Source organism: Pseudoalteromonas phenolica, from assembly GCF_044788725.1.
In the GTDB taxonomy this organism is placed as follows: domain Bacteria; phylum Pseudomonadota; class Gammaproteobacteria; order Enterobacterales; family Alteromonadaceae; genus Pseudoalteromonas; species Pseudoalteromonas phenolica_C.
On sequence record NZ_CP173161.1, the window covers coordinates 3,680,759 to 3,697,278 of the forward strand.

Consider the following 16,520-nt stretch of genomic DNA (forward strand, 5'->3'; position numbering starts at 1 on the left):
CTCTCTTAACTCTTAACTTTACTTCGAGTAAAGTTCGACGATTAGTTGTTCGTTAATGTCCGCAGACAGATCAGAACGCTCTGGTAGGCGCTTGAAGCTACCTTCCATTTTCTTACCGTCAACTTCAATCCAAGTTGGCTTTTCACGTTGCTCAGCCAACTCTAGAGCAGCGATGATACGCGCTTGCTTTTTAGACTTCTCGCGAATTACTACAACATCTTCTGGAGTAATTACGAAAGAAGGGATATTAACAACACGACCATTAACCATAATCGCTTTGTGGCTTACTAGCTGACGTGCTTCAGCACGTGTGCTTGCAAAACCCATGCGATATACAACATTGTCTAGACGTTGCTCTAGAAGCTGTAATAGGTTTTCACCTGTGTTACCTTTAAGGCGAGCAGCTTCTTTATAGTAGTTACGGAATTGCTTTTCTAGTACACCGTAAATACGACGAACTTTTTGCTTTTCACGTAATTGTAGACCGTAATCAGATAGACGACCTTTACGAGCACCGTGCTGACCAGGTGCTGTTTCAAGCTTACACTTAGAGTCGATTGCTCTAACGCCGCTCTTAAGGAACAGGTCAGTACCTTCACGACGACTTAGCTTGAGCTTAGGGCCCAAATATCTTGCCATGTTCTTTCTCCTAACCTATTGTTATACGCGACGTTTCTTCGGTGGACGACAACCATTATGAGGGATTGGCGTCACGTCAGTGATGTTTGTGATACGGTAACCTAGTGCATTTAATGCACGAACTGAAGATTCACGACCTGGACCTGGGCCCTTGATGAATACTTCTAGGTTCTTAAGGCCGTACTCTTGTGCAGCAGTACCTGCGCGCTCAGCAGCAACCTGTGCAGCGAACGGAGTAGACTTACGAGAACCACGGAAACCAGAACCACCTGCAGTCGCCCAAGAAAGAGCATTACCTTGACGGTCAGTGATGGTCACAATAGTGTTGTTGAATGATGCATGAACGTGTGCCATACCATCAGCAACTTGCTTTTTGACCTTTTTACGACGAATTGGTGCTTTAGCCATAACTTACCCCACCTTATTTCTTGATAGGCTTGCGTGGACCCTTACGAGTACGCGCGTTAGTCTTAGTACGCTGACCACGTAGTGGTAGCGAACGACGATGACGTAAGCCACGGAAACAACCAAGGTCCATAAGGCGCTTGATGTTTAGTGTAACTTCACGACGAAGGTCACCTTCAACAGTGTACTTACCTACTTCTTCACGAAGTACGTCAAGTGTTTCGTCAGAAAGATCACCGATTTTAGTAGTTTCGGCGATACCAGTCGCTGCTAAGATCGCCTTAGCGCGAGTTTTACCTACACCATAGATGCTTGTTAAACCGATAACAGCATGCTTATGGTCAGGAACGTTAATGCCTGCGATACGGGCCACTAACATATCTCCTATAAATAAACTTGATCATCATCTTGCTGGAAAGCCCGTATAGGATACCCAACCGACATTCAAGTTTTACCAATGAAACAGGCTAAGTAGGATTACTTAGCCTGCATGACTTTTTATTAGCCTTGCCTTTGCTTGTGCTTTGGCTCACTGCAAATCACACGTACAACACCTGCACGCTTGATTACTTTACAGTTACGGCAAATTTTCTTAACGGAAGCACGTACTTTCATTACTCAACTCCGTAAACTAGCCTTAACGACCGTAGCCCTTAAGGTTTGCTTTTTTCAGCACAGAATCATACTGATGAGACATCATATGAGTCTGTACTTGTGCCATAAAGTCCATGATCACAACCACGATAATCAAAATTGATGTACCGCCGAAGTAGAATGGCGTTTGCCATGCCATGGTCATAAACTCGGGCACTAGACAGATAAAGGTTATATACAACGCACCCGCTAAGGTTAAGCGTGTCATCACTTTATCAATGTATTTTGATGTCTGTTCACCCGGACGAATGCCTGGAATAAAAGCGCCAGACTTTTTAAGGTTATCTGCTGTCTCACGCGGGTTAAATACCAACGCAGTGTAGAAGAAGCAGAAGAAGATGATAGCTGCAGCTAATACCATCGCATACAGAGGCTGACCAGGAGTCAACACTGCAGAGACAGCTTGTAGCACATCAGCGACCGGACCTTCACCTTGGCCGAACCAGCTTGCAATTGTACCAGGGAACAAAATGATACTGCTAGCAAAGATTGGTGGAATAACACCCGCCATGTTAACTTTTAATGGTAAGTGCGTGCTTTGAGCTGCAAATACCTGACGACCTTGCTGACGTTTTGCATAGTTAACGACGATACGACGCTGACCACGCTCAAAGAATACAACAAGATAAGTTACCGCGAATACGATTACCGCAATCAATAGCAGTGCTAAAACATGCAAATCGCCTTGGCGCGCCATTTCGGCTGTCGAGCCAATAGCAGACGGCAGGTTAGCTACAATACCAACAAAAATTAGAACAGAGATACCGTTACCAATACCACGTTCTGTAATTTGTTCGCCCAGCCACATAAGGAACATAGTACCAGTCACTAAGCTCACCACAGCGGTGAAATAGAAACCGAAACCTGGGTTAACAACTAACCCGTCCATCATGCTTGGTAAGCCAGTAGCAATACCAATAGACTGGAATGTAGCAAGCACGAGCGTACCATATCGAGTATATTGACTGATTTTCTTACGACCTTGTTCACCTTCTTTCTTAAGCTCTATCATCGCAGGATGTATGTGCGTTAATAGCTGCATAATAATTGAAGCTGAGATATAAGGCATAATACCCAGTGCTAATACCGAAGCACGCTCAAGCGCACCACCACTGAACATGTTGAACATCTCAACAATGGTGCCCTTTTGTTGCTCGAAGAATTCGGCAAGTACAGCGGCGTCAATCCCAGGGATCGGCACGAAAGAACCTAAACGGTAAATAATGATTGCACCTAATACAAATAGTAAACGGCGCTTTAATTCCGCTAAGCCACTTTGTGCACTTTGCATATCTTGACCTGGTTTAGCCATTGTGTACTTCCTTAGTCTTCTACCTTGCCTCCGGCAGCTTCAATAGCTTCGCGTGCACCTTTAGACACTTTCATGCCTTTAACAGTAACAGCGCGTGAAACTTCGCCAGATTTAACTACTTTAACGAACTGGATGTTCTTTTTAACTAGACCAGCTGCTTGTAACGCGTTCAGATCTACCACATCGCCTTCAACTTTAGCGATTTCGTATAGGTTTACTTCAGTAGATACTAGAGATTTACGTGAAGTGAAACCGAACTTCGGTAGACGACGTTGCATAGGCATTTGACCGCCTTCGAAACCAACGCGAACTTTACCGCCAGAACGTGACTTTTGACCTTTGTGACCACGGCCGCCAGTTTTACCTAGACCAGAACCGATACCACGACCAACACGTTTACCAGCAGTTTTTGAACCTGCAGCAGGAGAAAGAGTATTCAAACGCATCGAATTAGCCCTCTACCTTAACCATGTAAGAAACTTGGTTGATCATACCACGTACACATGCTGTATCTTCTAATTCAACAGTGTGGTTGATACGACGTAAACCAAGGCCACGTAAAGTTGCTTTATGCTTCGGTAAACGACCGATAGAGCTCTTTACTTGAGTTACTTTTACAGTATTTGCCATGGTTAATTACCCCTGAATTTGGTCAACAGTTAGACCACGCTTAGCAGCGATCTTCTCTGGAGAGTTCATGTTCTCAAGAGCAGCTACTGTAGCGCGAACGATGTTGATTGGGTTTGTTGAACCGTACGCTTTTGAAAGTACGTTATGTACGCCAGTTACTTCTAGTACTGCACGCATCGCACCACCGGCGATGATACCTGTACCTTCAGAAGCTGGTTGCATGTACACTTTAGAACCCGCGTGGCGACCCTTGATTGGGTGCTGTAGCGTGTTACCGTTTAGTTCAACAGTGATCATGTTACGACGTGCTTTTTCCATTGCTTTTTGAATAGCAGCTGGAACTTCACGAGCTTTACCGTAACCAAAACCTACTTTACCTGCGCCATCACCAACTACAGTTAGTGCAGTGAAGCTAAAGATACGACCACCTTTAACTACTTTAGACACACGGTTTACCGCGATTAGCTTTTCAGCTAATTCTGGCTGTTGTGCTTTTGCTTCTACGTTAGCCATTGTCTACTCCTAGAATTGCAAGCCAGCTTCACGCGCTGCATCAGCAAGCGCCTTCACACGGCCGTGATATTTAAAGCCACTACGGTCAAAAGCAAGTTTCTCAATGCCTTTGTCTGCAGCGCGCTCAGCAATTGCTTTACCTACAGCTTGTGCTGCAGCGATGTTGCTAGTGCCTGATAGGGCTTCAGCAATTGCTTTCTCAACAGTAGAAGCAGCAGCCAGCACAGTACCTTCAGCGTTTACTAGCTGAGCGTAGATGTGACGTGGCGTGCGGTGGATAACAAGACGCGTTGTGCCTTGTTCAATAAAATTTCTACGAGTGCGCTTAGCACGACGTAGACGAGCTGTTTTCTTATCCATCGTCTTACCTTACTTCTTCTTAGCTTCTTTACGACGCACGTGCTCATCTGCATAACGTACACCTTTACCTTTATAAGGCTCTGGCTCACGGTATGAACGGATGTTAGCAGCAGTTTGACCAACTAATTGTTTGTCAGCGCCTTTAACTACTAGTTCAGTTTGGCTAGGAGCTTCGATTGTGATGCCCTCAGGGATCTCGAAGTTCACTGGGTGTGAGAAGCCAAGAGTTAAGTCTAATACTTTACCCTTAACTGCAGCACGGTAACCAACACCAACTAATTGAAGCTTCTTCTCGAAACCTTCGTTAGCACCAATGATCATGTTGTTGATCAATGCACGTGCAGTACCCGCTTGAGCCCAAGCGTTAGCAACTTCACGTGGAGCTGTAGTGATAACGTTGTCGTTTAAAGCAACTTCAACAGCGTCGTTAATAACACGAGTTAGTTCGCCGTTTTTGCCTTTAACTTTGATTTCCTGGCCAGCTAGTGTAACTTCAACACCGGCAGGAACTGCAATAGGAGCCTTCGCTATACGAGACATAGTTCCCCTCCGATTAAGCTACAAAGCCAATGATCTCACCGCCAATACCAGCACTACGTGCAGCACGGTCAGTCATTAAGCCTTTAGAAGTTGATACGATAGCGATACCTAAACCACCCATTACCTTTGGTAAGTCGTCACGTTTCTTATAGATACGTAAACCAGGGCGGCTAACACGCTGGATATTTTCGATTACAGCTTTGCCTTCGAAGTACTTAAGTTCGATAGTCAATTCTGGTTTTGCGTCGCCAGCTACTGCGAAGTCAGTGATATAACCTTCTTCTTTTAGTACTTTAGCAACTGCTACTTTCAGCTTTGAAGTTGGCATTGAAACTGATACCTTCTTCGCAGACTGACCGTTACGGATACGTGTGAATAAATCCGCAATAGGATCTTGCAAGCTCATGTCTTACTCCCGTGATTCTATTACCAAGAAGCCTTTTTAAGGCCAGGAATTTCACCGCGCATAGCAGCTTCGCGAACTTTGATACGGCTCATGCCGAATTTGCGAAGGAAACCATGTGGGCGGCCCGTGATGTTACAACGATTACGTTGACGTGCAGGGCTTGAATCACGCGGTAAAGACTGAAGCTTTAATACCGCGTCCCAACGATCATCTTCAGATGCGTTAACATCGCTGATGATAGCTTTTAGTGCAGCGCGCTTTTCAGCGTACTGTGCAACTAATTTAGTGCGCTTTGCTTCGCGCGCTTTCATTGAATTCTTTGCCATAACCCTACCCTTACTTTTTGAATGGGAAGTTGAACGCTTCTAATAACGCACGGCCTTCATCATCTGTTTTCGCAGAAGTAGTGATCGTGATATCCATACCGCGAACGCGGTCTACTTTATCATAATCAATTTCTGGGAAGATGATTTGCTCACGTACGCCCATAGAGTAGTTACCGCGACCGTCAAAAGACTTTGCGCTAACACCGCGGAAGTCACGAATACGTGGCATCGCGATAGAGACTAAACGCTCTAGGAAATCCCACATACGCTCGCCGCGTAGGGTTACTTTACAGCCAATTGGGTAACCTTCACGGATCTTAAAGCCAGCAACTGATTTACGAGCTTTAGTCACTAAAGGCTTCTGACCAGAGATAGCTTCTAGGTCTGCAACAGCATTCTCTAGAATCTTCTTGTCAGCTAGGGCTTCGCCCACACCCATGTTAAGTGTGATCTTTTCGATCTGAGGGACTTGCATGACAGAGCTGTAACCGAACTTTTCAAAAAGTTCTTTTACTACTTTGTCTTTGTAAACTTCATGCAGTTTCGCCATCGTCTACTCCAACTAATTAAATAGTTTTTCCGTTAGACTTAAAGAAACGAACTTTTTTGCCGTCTTCAAATCTAAAACCTACACGATCAGCCTTGCCAGTTTCGGCATTGAAGATCGCTACGTTAGAAGCGTCGATTGATGCTTCTTTTTCAATGATACCGCCAGCTTGTTGAAGCTGAGGAACTGGTTTTTGGTGCTTCTTGATAAGGTTTACACCTTCAACGAAAACACGACCAGTTTCAGTAACAACTGAAAGCACTTTACCGCGCTTACCTTTGTCTTTACCGGCTAGTACGATTACTTCGTCATCACGACGGATTTTTGCTGCCATGATCGACTCCTTATAGTACTTCTGGTGCTAGTGAAACGATCTTCATGAACTTGTCGTTACGTAGTTCACGAGTCACAGGGCCGAAGATACGAGTACCAATTGGCTGTAGGTTATCATTTAAGATAACAGCCGCATTGCTATCGAAACGGATTAAAGAGCCGTCTGGACGACGAACGCCTTTTTTAGTACGCACAACTACTGCGTTTTTAACATCACCTTTCTTCACTTTACCGCGAGGAATTGCTTCTTTAACAGAAACTTTAATGATGTCACCAACTGCCGCGTAGCGACGGTGCGAACCACCAAGGACTTTAATACACTGCACTTTGCGAGCGCCGCTGTTATCAGCAACGTCCAGCTGAGTTTGCATTTGGATCATTTTAGATGCTCCGGTGTAGTTAAACTTCGCCTCAAATTCGTATGAATATGAAGCAGTTAGGTTATAAATCACTCAAAAAACGTGGAGTTCGTCTTTCAAGGGCGGGCAATTGTAGCAATAAACATGAGGGATGGATAGTTCAATTTTTAATTAATTGTGCTATTCCACCAAGTTTTCTAGATTGCATTTCTGATATGGAGACAAGCAGTTAGTTTTTCAAGCGTAAAAACTAAAACAACTTCAACTGATTAAATAACAAACAAGCAAAAATAGCGGTGATAAAATAAAATCGTCGCTTATTTAATCTATTTCATGTTTTTCTATCGTAAATAGTTCGAATTCTCAAACTCGAACCGATACACTAACTCTATAACTAATAATAAAGCATTTTATCGTGATTCAACTCGAGCAATTTTATCAACAAATCACCCCTTTAGGAGAAGGCGGCATGAGCCGTGTTTTTCTGGCTGTTGATGCAAAATTAGAACGCCATGTGGCGGTAAAAGTGCTCGACGTAAATAAAGTCGATAAACAGCAGGCTTTGAACGAAGCCAAAATACTGGCGCGGGTTAATCACCCAAATATTGTGCAAGTATATAAAGTGCACGAGAGTGACACCCAGCTCGCCATCGAAATGGAATATGTGCAAGGCGCTACGCTTAAACATTTTTTGAAAATCCGTCATCTCGAGTCTGAGCAAAAGTTACAGTTATTAATAGATATAGCCCAAGGCTTATCAGAAGCGCATAAAAACGACATTCTGCATCTTGATTTAAAAGCCGATAACATTTTAATCAACGCCCAAGGTGTGGCAAAAATCGCTGACTTTGGCATTGCCCAACTTGGTGAAGAGCAACGCAGTCACCATTCAAGTTTTGGTAGCTTAACGGCAATGTCACCAGAGCAGTTGAATAAGCAGCCGTTAGATCAGCGTGCAGACTTATTCGCGTTTGGATTACTGGCCTATCAGCTGTTTGCAAATGAGCACCCTTATTTAGCCCAAGCCAAAGACGCCGCGCCCGATGCCATTGCTGAGCAAATCAAGCATGTTCCTTGTCAAAGTGATGCAATCAAATTACTCGACATGCCTGCGCAGCTTGGTGCCCTAATCAATGCGCTATTGGCATTCGACAAAGCAGCGCGCCCAAATAGCTTTCACCAAGTCATCAGCCAATTAAAGCAATTACAGCAAAATATTGGTTATGCACAATGCGATGACACACAAGATATTGATGCAGTAGACCTACAAGAACCCACACCTTCAGAGTCTACAAATAACGCAAAACCAAACTTCTGGCAAAAATATGGCATCGCCATGTCGTGTTTGTTTGCTGTTTGCCTTGTCGGCGCGGGTTATTGGTTTTGGCAAACTAACCAACCAAAGAGTTATATTGCCGCCCTGCCCATTACTTTCGACGGACAAACTGAATTAACCGATACCCAACAGCGCATCGCCACATTAGGACTTGAAGACGCCATCAGTAACTTTATTTTGCAAGACACATCAAGCTTGCAGGTATCGAACTCAGAAGTAACTAGCACTTTGAAGCTCATGGGTGAACAAGCATCGCAAACTGACATCGGCAAAGCCCTTGGCGCCGACGTGCTGCTTGAACCAGTATTTAACTGCCGTAATTCATTGTGTGAAGTCACACTCAACGCCATTGATGCACACACAGCCACTTTGCTCGATACCACCCGTTATAGTGTCGATACCGAAAGCTTTTCTGAAGCCTATCACAATAGTTTGGTGAATATTGAGGCGCTATTCGACAAGCGCTTTACCAGTCAAACTTATAGCGATGTGTTTTACGAGAAATATGTAGCGCAGGTTGAGGCATTTCAAAGTGGCTCGCAAGACATTACGGTGACACTGGCTGAAGTGAAATCGCTGATCCGCCAAGAGCCGAGTTTTGTGCCCTTGTATCGGTTTTATAGAAAGGTGGCGGTTGAAGAGTACCGTATTCAACAAAACAATAATGTCATTTGGGATTTCTTAGATGCTTTAGAGCAAGCTCCTGAGCGCTATAAAAATAGTCATAACTATATCATTGATCGTATTCAGGCGTATCAGACAATTAAAGATTGGCAAAAAGCAGAATCATTTTTTTTGGAGCTAGCTGAAACTAACATAGACGAATATGAACTTTATAGTGTCAGAGCAAGTCTTTATCTCGATAAAGGAGCTTACACACAAGCGTTAGACAATATTCTCAATGCGTTCAAACTTAAGCCCTCACTTCAAATCACACGCAATACAGCTACTCTTTATTTGCTTAACGGTAACTATGTTGAAGCCACAAAATATCTCAACCAAGCAATTAAACTAGCACCAAATGATTTCTGGGCTTTAAAGACCTACGCGGATTTATCTTTAGTTAGTGGAGAAGCAAATAAAGCCGCTGCAGGATACATTACATTACTGGAAAGTACCCCTAATGATGCCGCAATGTTATCAAACTTGGCTATTGCCTATTCCTTAATCAGGGAATTCGAACTTTCCAATATCAATGCTAAAAGAGCCTACCAGCTTAGCCCTACTAATCTAAATTTTACTCTTAACTTAGCTGACAGTTATTCATATTTAGGCCAAAAGAATAAAGCTAATTATTTTTACGAGCAGCTACAAGATCAAACCGTAAACACAAAGAACTTAGACGAATTAATGGTTCGAATACAAGCGCTAGCTCATACAGGAAAAACTGTAGAAGCGTTGAGGCAAATTAATAAAATAGAAGCTGAAAACTCAAATGTGTACGATTTACAGTTCGTAAAAGCATTGGTGTTAACGAAATTAGGGGAGTCACAATCTGCTTTGCTGGCTATAGAAAAAGGTATACAAGATGGGTGGAGTGAGGCTTTTTTTGCTTTGCCTTGGTTCAGACCTCTATGTAAGCATGAAAAGCAATTGTTAGAGGTAATAGGTGCTAAAAGTATGAATACATTATGCACCTATGAAGTAAATAATTAAGTTTTTCTCTATGGTGGTGGCGCACCGTTTATTGTCACTCTTGGATCTTGAGAAATATAAAGCTTGCCTTTTTTCCCCTCTTTCTCCGCAAGTAATCTAAAGTCAATCTCGTAATTGGTATTGGCTTCAAGTTCAACTTTAGAGAACACCTTGTCTTTGTTCTTAGACTTTAATAACTCTTTGATCACATCAGCTGGAATGCTGGCATCAGGCTCAATATTCATTACCGTCACGACCAAAGAAGTGCCACCGTTGAATACTTCGCTGCTAAGCTGATAGTTAAAGTTATCACGGGCATCGGTGAACAAGGTGCCGTTGCCAGCAAAGCGGAAACCTTTGTCTATGCTTGACTGAGTTAGCACATACACAAGGTTAACCGGCTCACCTTCAGGGAATTGAGCCAGATCGACCGATACATTATCGGCAGGGTTACCGTCTGTGTCTAAAATAACCCAAGGCGTGCAGTCACGGCTTGGTTTAACGGTATACGTCAATTGTTGCGTCATAGTAATGTCCTTTAGAAGTACTAAACCCATAAGAGCACAGACAATTATTGAAAACAACTACTTGAGATTACACCCTATTACACGGGCTTATCGTGCAAAATACACGTTGCGAAGCAAGGTTATTTTTGCGCAAGGTGGAATGAGCAACATTAACTGCTGCAATGGAGTACTCAATCTATCGTTTTTACGTCATTTATCACGACAATTTAAAAGACACATTCGGTAGCACCGACTTTATGTCGGGTTTATTGACCCCTGCACATCTCACCTATACCAAAACAAGACGCGAAGTAAATTCGCTGCTACCAAGAGTGCAAAATACACGTTGCGAAGCAAGGTTATTTTTGCGCAAGGTGAAATGAGCAATATTAACGGCTGCAATGGGGTACTCAACCTATCGTTTTTACGTCATTTATGACGACAATTTAAAAGGCACATTCGGTAGCACCGCCTTTATGTCGGGTTTATTGACCCCTGCACATCTCACCTATACCAAAACAAGTCGCGAAAAAAATTCGCTGCTACCGAGGGTGCAAAATACACGTTGCGAAGCAAGGTTATTTTTGCGCAAGGTGAAATGAGCAACATTAACTGCTGCAATGGAGTACTCAATCTATCGTTTTTAAGTCACTTATGGCGACAATTTAAAAAACAGTGTTGCGCTAAACAAAAAAGCCAGTGCATTGCGGCACTGGCTTTTGCTTGTTTAGAAACGCTTAGGTTTTAACCGAAGAAGCCTTTTAATTTGTCTTTCAACTTATCTTTTACTTTGTCTTTGGCTTCTTCTTTGGCTTTGTCTTTTGCCGCACTGCCAAAGTCGAGTTTGTAATCAACCTTGTGGAATGGGCCTTTAATACGCAGCGGTACTTTAAAGCCGGTGCTGTCATCACTACTCGCTTGGCCTTCAATGGTATCAACCAAACCCGTCACTAAGCGATAATTTACATAGGTCTTAGGTAAATCGACTTCACCGCTGCCCGTAATACGTAACAGTGGGCTGGCAAGGTTTAGATCGGTATTGGTGCCGACACCATTTTTAAAGGTAAAGGTGCCTGTCAGTGCCGAGAAGTCGGTTTTCTGATTTGGATCGAAATCGGCGTTCAGGCCTTCTTTTAATGATGAGAAGTCACCTTTGAGCATTTCACTGCCTTTACGCATCATCTCTGCGATATTGGCCCCTTTTACGCCACCATCTACAAAGCTAAACGCCAGATTACCCGCTAAAGCCGACACAAACTGCTTCTGACTTTGACCTTGAGTGTTCAGCGCCCAGCTGATGCTGCCTTTACCTAATACCTTGTCAAAGCCGACCGCGTCAGTCAGTAATGGTTCGGCGTTAATGTCGGTTAAACTAAAGTCGGTATTGATCTGATAAGGCGTACGCTTGGCATTCACCACCACTTTACCCTGCCCTTTACCTTCGTAAGCGTTGAATTTATCTAAGCCTAGGCGCGCTTTGCCGTCTTTAAGATTAACTGAGAATTGGTTTTCACCCAGTTTGATCTCTTTGGCAATGAGGCCCGTTGAGCGCACTTTAATGTCGGCGTCTAAAGCATTAAGACCCGATAAATCAATCGGAGTGTCGTCCCATACAATTGGCTGTGGCTCACCTGGTTCTGCAGGCTGTGCAGGTTCGGTTGGTTTTTCTGGGCTCTCAGGTAGGTATGGGTTGAGGTCTAACATACCCAGATCAATGTCGGCCATGACATTTAAACGCGCGCCTAAATCAATTTGGCTTTGCCCTTTAATTGCCAGTGCATCGAGTTTGGCTTCGAAAGCACTCAGTTTAAAAGTCTCTCCAGCTAGGTGCATATCACCGCTAACACTAAACTGGTTAAAGGCGTTGTCTTTGGCTTTGAGGTCAATACCCTGCCACTGGGTAATGGCTTTTACTGAATCACCTGCCAGTTTCAAGCTACCTTTAATGTCTTTGCCTTGCTGAGCAATGGCACCGTTAAATTCAAGATCTAATAACGCCGACGCCAAAGTTTGTGTGACATTAAAGGTTTGCCCTTCAATGGCTTTTGCTGGTGTGTCGACTTGGGTATTTAACTCAAAACGCTGTTGTTGGTAGGTTAACCCCCCTTTCACATCAAGCGGCTTGAATAAAGAAGGCAACGCTACGATTAATTCAAAGTCGCTCACCTGCTGTTTTGCGCCAGTCACGCCATCAAGATAAGTCAGTTGACCCCCGTAAATCGCCACTTCACCTAAGCTGACATCGAACCCTTTAGGTAATTTTACTGTGCCAGCGGCGGCTTCATTCGTTTGAGCTGTTGGCGCAGCGGCAGTTGTTGGCATGATCTGCCAGTTCGCTTTGCCTTGTTTGTCTGTTTCTAGCAAGATGTTTGGATTGCGGATCACAAAGCGCTCTAACTTAGCTTCGCCACTTAATAACGACAACCAAGGAATATGCACGGCAAGCTGCTCCATACTTACCATATTTTCAGCACTGCCCGAGGCCATATTGGCAAAAGCAACGTCGTTCAGCTCAATACTTAGGCTCGGAAACACCGTTAGCTGGCTTTCACCGGCAATGGTAAGTTTACGACCTGTGGTATTTTCGACTTGTTCTGAAACCTGCTGAATAATGGTGTCGGTTGGGATCAAAAATGGCGCCGCAACCACAGCACCAACGGCCACAACAACCACACCACCAATGACTTTCACAAAGCGATTCATTGCTTTTCCTTACATTTGCAATTGATGTTACTAATCATAACGGCTGAGACGAAAAAAATCTGCCTCTTCGCTCATTTAAGCCACAGATTTCTGCCGTTAAAATTAAAACGCATTTCTATCATTGCATCCACGTCACACTTAGGTATGATCCACGCCCTCATTTGTGTAGCGCAAGTTCTGCTACACTTATTTGGTTAGCTAATTAACCCCTAATAACTTAACCCGTGGAGACACTAACCCCTATGAAAAAGCTGCTCATTTCCCCGTCAAAAATGGCATTGGGTGAACAAGAAAGTCAGATTTACCAAAACATTCTTAAGCAATCTACCGAGATAAGTTTGAATCTGATGGCAGTCAAAGTAGAAAACCACCCAGAAGACTTCTTGGGTTGGTGCTATGAGTTATTAGATGTAGCAAAAAACCGCATCAACTTCGACTTACTCGACGACCACCAGCTTCCAACGGTTAAGAAACTACAAGATTTGTTAATTTCTGCTATCAGCTTTTTACAGCTTAAAACGCTACGTATTGCACCTTGGCCTGTGATCTGTGGCTTTATCGAGCAACATAAAGACGTATTAGCTCTTGAAGAACAGTTAAAGCTAACCAGCTACTTAGCACCAATGCGTAGCACACCATTAAAAGAGATGATCGCCGAAGACCGCTTAGCGTTCACCGGTAAACATGCTGCAAGTTTAGATACCAGCGTATATAACTTCGATGTTGAATGGTTTGCTTCAACTAAGAGTGCGAAAGGGTTCCACCAGCTATTAGCAGATTTACCAGGGGCGTTTGATGACGCCCTTGCTAACATTCCTTCTGAAGGTGACGTAAGCGAGCAAGACTATCAAGCATTTATGATTGGTTACTTAAGTGCATTTGCAGGCACAGATGAAAAACCAACCCTTGCGCCTGCTACGCGCCTATTAGCGATGCGTCGCCCGGATGTGTTCACACCTATTAGCAACAACCGATTAGATGCGCTTTGCCAAGCATTGGGTATTAGCCGTTTAAACAACCGTGACTTCGAACGCTATTGGTCAGATGTTGTGATGTGCATCCGCACTATGCCTTGGTTTGCAATGACGACTGAAAACGGTGAATTAGAAGAGCAACTCACCAGCATCAAAGCACTGTTACCTTGCTTCTTCTATTATGCTGACAAAGACACAGCTGATAACTCTAACTATATTAAGTTATTAAATAAGCCGGTACGTAGTAGCCGCAGCGGTGGCACTAAAACCGTACGTCGCGGTAAAGAGTCAGCAGAGGTATTGGTTGATCGCGCCCTTGCTGATGAAAGCATTCCTGATCATATTCGCGATAAGCGTGACTCAATCATCGCAGAGGTTGAAAAAGGCCGCAGCGTAGACGAGACCATCGGCCTCATGCGCGCTATCTTTGGTTAATTAACCTTCTTATAGAAATATTTATCTAAATTTGCACGATATGTTCAAATATCGTGCAAACCGTTTATTTATCGCACTAACATTGTGCATAAAAATTCTAACCAAAAACTACTCGTTATAAAAAAACATTAATAATCAAAGGGTAAACTACATTACTATGCAGCCTGAAAAGTGGTGCACGCATTGCTTTTAAGATTAGGAAAATTTAGCGCACATAGGAATGAAGATGAAAAAGACAACCTCTCTCTTACTTAGCTCACTATTACTAGCAACTTCAACTGCAAGTTATGCCGAAGTCACCGCAAATATTGCAGCAAGCTCAAACTACTTCTGGCGTGGTATTACGCAAACCGCTGATGGTGCAGCCGTATCGGGTGGCATTGATTATGGCAATGATTCTGGTTTTTACGCTGGCACTTGGGTATCAAATATCGACTTTGGTGGCAAAGAAAGCTACGAGATGGATTTTTATGCGGGCTTCAGTGGCTCTGCAGGTGATATTGGCTACGATGTGGGCTATGTCTATTACGCTTACCCAGATGCCGAAGGCAGCATCGACTTTGGTGAACTTTATGGCGAAGTCAGCTATGACGTATTAAGTGCGAAAATCAGCTATTTAAGTAATGCGCAAAGCGGCTCAACTGCAGAAGAAGACATGCTGTATATTGAGCTTAACGCTGCATTTAGCGTATTCAATGACACTGAACTTGGTTTACATTTAGGTCGCTCAAGCGGTGACACAGTGACCGAGTGGTACTCAGAAGATAACTATATGGATTATGGTTTTAGCCTAAGCAAAGATGGCTTTACTTTCGGCGTGATCAAAACTGACTTAGACGCCGATGACGATATGAAAGCATATGTCAGCTATGCGATGGATTTTTCTTTGTAAGTTACTAGTAGCACTGTGAGAGAGATTAATCTCTCTCACAAAATAGTTATCAGTCAATGCAAACTGAAGCACTGAAAACTGCTTGGTCTTGATACTGTAATTGCAGCTTATCACCATGATTCAACACCCCTACTCCTGCTGGTGTCCCTGTCAATACAATGTCGCCCGGCATCAAGGTGAAGCTTTCGCTGATCTCTGTGAGTAAGCGCTCTATGTTAAATAGCATGAGTTCAGTTTGGCCATGCTGCTTTAATACCCCATTCTGCCAATACTTATATTCAGCACTGGTCAATTCTGTTGGCGATTCTAATGGGTAAAATGGTGTGACGGGACAACTGCCATCGTAAGCTTTGGCGCGCTCCCAAGGATGACCTTTGCTTTTAAGCTCGCTCTGCACATCACGCAAGGTTAAATCGAGGGCAAGCCCGACTCCGGCAATTTTTGTTAGAACATCTTGATCGCCGTATGAAATCGCCTCACCAATTAACAGGGCGAGTTCTGCTTCGTAGTGATGTTCACCTAAGCGTTTAGCAAGCTTAATTTCTTTGCAAGGCTGTAAACAGGTACTGGGTTTAATAAATAGAATAGGTCGACTCGGAATGGGGTTATTCAACTCTTGGGCATGTGCCGCATAGTTGCGACCAATACAGACAATTTTGCCCGTCGGTAAGTTAATTGCTTCGCCAGTGTGCCATTGATGTTGATACATACGCGCTCCTTATTTGATACCTGTTATTTTCGCGTAAAGGTTAACATAACATAATTATTTCCAACCTTTATTTATTGAACCTTAAGCATTCACCAAATTTATATCACAAAAAACAAAAGGCCTCTTTGAGAGAGGCCTTTAATGATTGAGCTAAGCTATAAATAACCTGAGTTCTGGATAATAAATCTATCTCCAGCGGCTACTTTCAACGTTAACAGCGTTGAATTTACTTGCAATAGGCGAGCTATTGACACGTAAATTTGCCTTGTTATCGCTAAAAGTCTCCGGCTGCAGACTTGAAAAATC

21 protein-coding genes are annotated in these 16,520 nt (G+C 43.6%); 3 read left to right on the forward strand and 18 right to left on the reverse strand.

Annotated elements, in window-relative coordinates:
- Positions 1-18 precede the first annotated feature (18 nt).
- The 15 genes from rpsD to rplN form a co-directional block, all read right to left on the reverse strand.
- Complete coding sequence (rpsD, locus tag ACH784_RS16685) at positions 19-639, reverse strand: 30S ribosomal protein S4 (protein WP_404392089.1); 621 nt, start codon at positions 637-639, stop codon at positions 19-21.
- A 21-nt stretch (positions 640-660) separates the two neighbouring features.
- A complete protein-coding gene (rpsK, locus tag ACH784_RS16690) occupies positions 661-1,047 on the reverse strand; it encodes a 30S ribosomal protein S11 (protein ID WP_010562279.1) in 387 nt (128 codons plus the stop codon).
- A gap of 13 nt (positions 1,048-1,060) precedes the next feature.
- Entirely contained in the window at positions 1,061-1,417 is a 357-nt protein-coding gene (gene rpsM, locus ACH784_RS16695; RefSeq protein WP_058031679.1) for a 30S ribosomal protein S13, read from the reverse strand.
- Between the two features lie 128 nt (positions 1,418-1,545).
- Positions 1,546-1,659, reverse strand: a complete 114-nt coding sequence (rpmJ, locus tag ACH784_RS16700) for a 50S ribosomal protein L36 (RefSeq protein WP_002959476.1) — start codon at positions 1,657-1,659, stop codon at positions 1,546-1,548.
- Positions 1,660-1,681: 22 nt separating this feature from the next.
- Entirely contained in the window at positions 1,682-3,010 is a 1,329-nt protein-coding gene (secY, locus tag ACH784_RS16705; protein WP_404392092.1) for a preprotein translocase subunit SecY, read from the reverse strand.
- An 11-nt stretch (positions 3,011-3,021) separates the two neighbouring features.
- Positions 3,022-3,456, reverse strand: a complete 435-nt coding sequence (rplO, locus tag ACH784_RS16710; RefSeq protein WP_404392094.1) for a 50S ribosomal protein L15 — start codon at positions 3,454-3,456, stop codon at positions 3,022-3,024.
- Positions 3,457-3,460: 4 nt separating this feature from the next.
- The gene (gene rpmD, locus ACH784_RS16715; RefSeq protein ID WP_058031294.1) at positions 3,461-3,640 is read right to left on the reverse strand and encodes a 50S ribosomal protein L30; all 180 of its coding nucleotides are present in this window, start codon (positions 3,638-3,640) and stop codon (positions 3,461-3,463) included.
- 6 nt (positions 3,641-3,646) lie between these two features.
- Positions 3,647-4,153 (reverse strand): 30S ribosomal protein S5, encoded by a 507-nt coding sequence (gene rpsE, locus ACH784_RS16720; RefSeq protein ID WP_404392097.1) that lies wholly within the window; start codon positions 4,151-4,153, stop codon positions 3,647-3,649.
- 9 nt (positions 4,154-4,162) lie between these two features.
- On the reverse strand, positions 4,163-4,513 hold the full coding sequence (rplR, locus tag ACH784_RS16725) for a 50S ribosomal protein L18 (protein WP_404392099.1): 351 nt from the start codon (positions 4,511-4,513) through the stop codon (positions 4,163-4,165).
- Between the two features lie 9 nt (positions 4,514-4,522).
- Positions 4,523-5,053 (reverse strand): 50S ribosomal protein L6, encoded by a 531-nt coding sequence (gene rplF, locus ACH784_RS16730; RefSeq protein ID WP_404392101.1) that lies wholly within the window; start codon positions 5,051-5,053, stop codon positions 4,523-4,525.
- A 13-nt stretch (positions 5,054-5,066) separates the two neighbouring features.
- Positions 5,067-5,459, reverse strand: coding sequence for a 30S ribosomal protein S8 (gene rpsH / locus ACH784_RS16735; protein WP_058031298.1), 393 nt, complete (start codon positions 5,457-5,459; stop codon positions 5,067-5,069).
- Between the two features lie 20 nt (positions 5,460-5,479).
- Positions 5,480-5,785, reverse strand: a complete 306-nt coding sequence (rpsN, locus tag ACH784_RS16740; protein WP_058031299.1) for a 30S ribosomal protein S14 — start codon at positions 5,783-5,785, stop codon at positions 5,480-5,482.
- Between the two features lie 10 nt (positions 5,786-5,795).
- Complete coding sequence (rplE, locus tag ACH784_RS16745) at positions 5,796-6,335, reverse strand: 50S ribosomal protein L5 (protein ID WP_010386945.1); 540 nt, start codon at positions 6,333-6,335, stop codon at positions 5,796-5,798.
- 16 nt (positions 6,336-6,351) lie between these two features.
- Complete coding sequence (gene rplX, locus ACH784_RS16750) at positions 6,352-6,666, reverse strand: 50S ribosomal protein L24 (RefSeq protein ID WP_404392104.1); 315 nt, start codon at positions 6,664-6,666, stop codon at positions 6,352-6,354.
- A gap of 10 nt (positions 6,667-6,676) precedes the next feature.
- The gene (gene rplN, locus ACH784_RS16755) at positions 6,677-7,045 is read right to left on the reverse strand and encodes a 50S ribosomal protein L14 (protein ID WP_058031680.1); all 369 of its coding nucleotides are present in this window, start codon (positions 7,043-7,045) and stop codon (positions 6,677-6,679) included.
- Positions 7,046-7,493: 448 nt separating this feature from the next.
- Here rplN and ACH784_RS16760 point away from each other — a divergent pair, with 448 nt between their 5' ends.
- A complete protein-coding gene (locus tag ACH784_RS16760) occupies positions 7,494-10,016 on the forward strand; it encodes a protein kinase (protein ID WP_404392106.1) in 2,523 nt (840 codons plus the stop codon).
- An 8-nt stretch (positions 10,017-10,024) separates the two neighbouring features.
- On the opposite strand, the gene ACH784_RS16765 is transcribed toward ACH784_RS16760, so the two are convergent.
- Positions 10,025-10,522: a hypothetical protein gene (locus tag ACH784_RS16765; protein ID WP_404392108.1), complete on the reverse strand. Its 498-nt coding sequence runs from the start codon at positions 10,520-10,522 to the stop codon at positions 10,025-10,027.
- A gap of 723 nt (positions 10,523-11,245) precedes the next feature.
- Entirely contained in the window at positions 11,246-13,204 is a 1,959-nt protein-coding gene (locus tag ACH784_RS16770; RefSeq protein ID WP_404392110.1) for an AsmA family protein, read from the reverse strand.
- Between the two features lie 242 nt (positions 13,205-13,446).
- On the opposite strand from ACH784_RS16770, the gene ACH784_RS16775 reads away from it, so the two are divergent.
- Together ACH784_RS16775 and ACH784_RS16780 are read left to right on the forward strand one after the other, a co-directional pair.
- Positions 13,447-14,613 (forward strand): hypothetical protein, encoded by a 1,167-nt coding sequence (locus tag ACH784_RS16775; protein WP_404392112.1) that lies wholly within the window; start codon positions 13,447-13,449, stop codon positions 14,611-14,613.
- A gap of 226 nt (positions 14,614-14,839) precedes the next feature.
- Positions 14,840-15,505 (forward strand): TorF family putative porin, encoded by a 666-nt coding sequence (locus ACH784_RS16780; protein WP_404392114.1) that lies wholly within the window; start codon positions 14,840-14,842, stop codon positions 15,503-15,505.
- A 49-nt stretch (positions 15,506-15,554) separates the two neighbouring features.
- Here the strand turns inward: ACH784_RS16780 and ACH784_RS16785 are convergent, their stop codons facing one another.
- On the reverse strand, positions 15,555-16,214 hold the full coding sequence (locus ACH784_RS16785; RefSeq protein ID WP_404392116.1) for a fumarylacetoacetate hydrolase family protein: 660 nt from the start codon (positions 16,212-16,214) through the stop codon (positions 15,555-15,557).
- Between the last annotated feature and the right edge of the window lie 306 nt (positions 16,215-16,520).

Bases quoted from the DNA above. Each gene is read 5' to 3' on its own strand.
- rpsE (WP_404392097.1), bottom strand. From the start codon at position 4,153: ATGGCTAACGTAGAAGCAAAAGCACAACAGCCAGAATTAGCTGAAAAG.
- rplN (WP_058031680.1), bottom strand. From the start codon at position 7,045: ATGATCCAAATGCAAACTCAGCTGGACGTTGCTGATAACAGCGGCGCT.
- ACH784_RS16785 (WP_404392116.1), bottom strand. From the start codon at position 16,214: ATGTATCAACATCAATGGCACACTGGCGAAGCAATTAACTTACCGACG.
- rplR (WP_404392099.1), bottom strand. From the start codon at position 4,513: ATGGATAAGAAAACAGCTCGTCTACGTCGTGCTAAGCGCACTCGTAGA.
- ACH784_RS16770 (WP_404392110.1), bottom strand. From the start codon at position 13,204: ATGAATCGCTTTGTGAAAGTCATTGGTGGTGTGGTTGTTGTGGCCGTT.
- rpmJ (WP_002959476.1), bottom strand. From the start codon at position 1,659: ATGAAAGTACGTGCTTCCGTTAAGAAAATTTGCCGTAACTGTAAAGTA.
- rplE (WP_010386945.1), bottom strand. From the start codon at position 6,335: ATGGCGAAACTGCATGAAGTTTACAAAGACAAAGTAGTAAAAGAACTT.
- secY (WP_404392092.1), bottom strand. From the start codon at position 3,010: ATGGCTAAACCAGGTCAAGATATGCAAAGTGCACAAAGTGGCTTAGCG.
- rplO (WP_404392094.1), bottom strand. From the start codon at position 3,456: ATGCGTTTGAATACTCTTTCTCCTGCTGCAGGTTCAAAAACTGCTGGT.
- rpsK (WP_010562279.1), bottom strand. From the start codon at position 1,047: ATGGCTAAAGCACCAATTCGTCGTAAAAAGGTCAAAAAGCAAGTTGCT.
- rpsD (WP_404392089.1), bottom strand. From the start codon at position 639: ATGGCAAGATATTTGGGCCCTAAGCTCAAGCTAAGTCGTCGTGAAGGT.
- rplX (WP_404392104.1), bottom strand. From the start codon at position 6,666: ATGGCAGCAAAAATCCGTCGTGATGACGAAGTAATCGTACTAGCCGGT.
- rpsH (WP_058031298.1), bottom strand. From the start codon at position 5,459: ATGAGCTTGCAAGATCCTATTGCGGATTTATTCACACGTATCCGTAAC.
- ACH784_RS16775 (WP_404392112.1), top strand. From the start codon at position 13,447: ATGAAAAAGCTGCTCATTTCCCCGTCAAAAATGGCATTGGGTGAACAA.
- rplF (WP_404392101.1), bottom strand. From the start codon at position 5,053: ATGTCTCGTATAGCGAAGGCTCCTATTGCAGTTCCTGCCGGTGTTGAA.
- rpmD (WP_058031294.1), bottom strand. From the start codon at position 3,640: ATGGCAAATACTGTAAAAGTAACTCAAGTAAAGAGCTCTATCGGTCGT.
- ACH784_RS16765 (WP_404392108.1), bottom strand. From the start codon at position 10,522: ATGACGCAACAATTGACGTATACCGTTAAACCAAGCCGTGACTGCACG.
- rpsN (WP_058031299.1), bottom strand. From the start codon at position 5,785: ATGGCAAAGAATTCAATGAAAGCGCGCGAAGCAAAGCGCACTAAATTA.
- ACH784_RS16780 (WP_404392114.1), top strand. From the start codon at position 14,840: ATGAAAAAGACAACCTCTCTCTTACTTAGCTCACTATTACTAGCAACT.
- ACH784_RS16760 (WP_404392106.1), top strand. From the start codon at position 7,494: ATGAGCCGTGTTTTTCTGGCTGTTGATGCAAAATTAGAACGCCATGTG.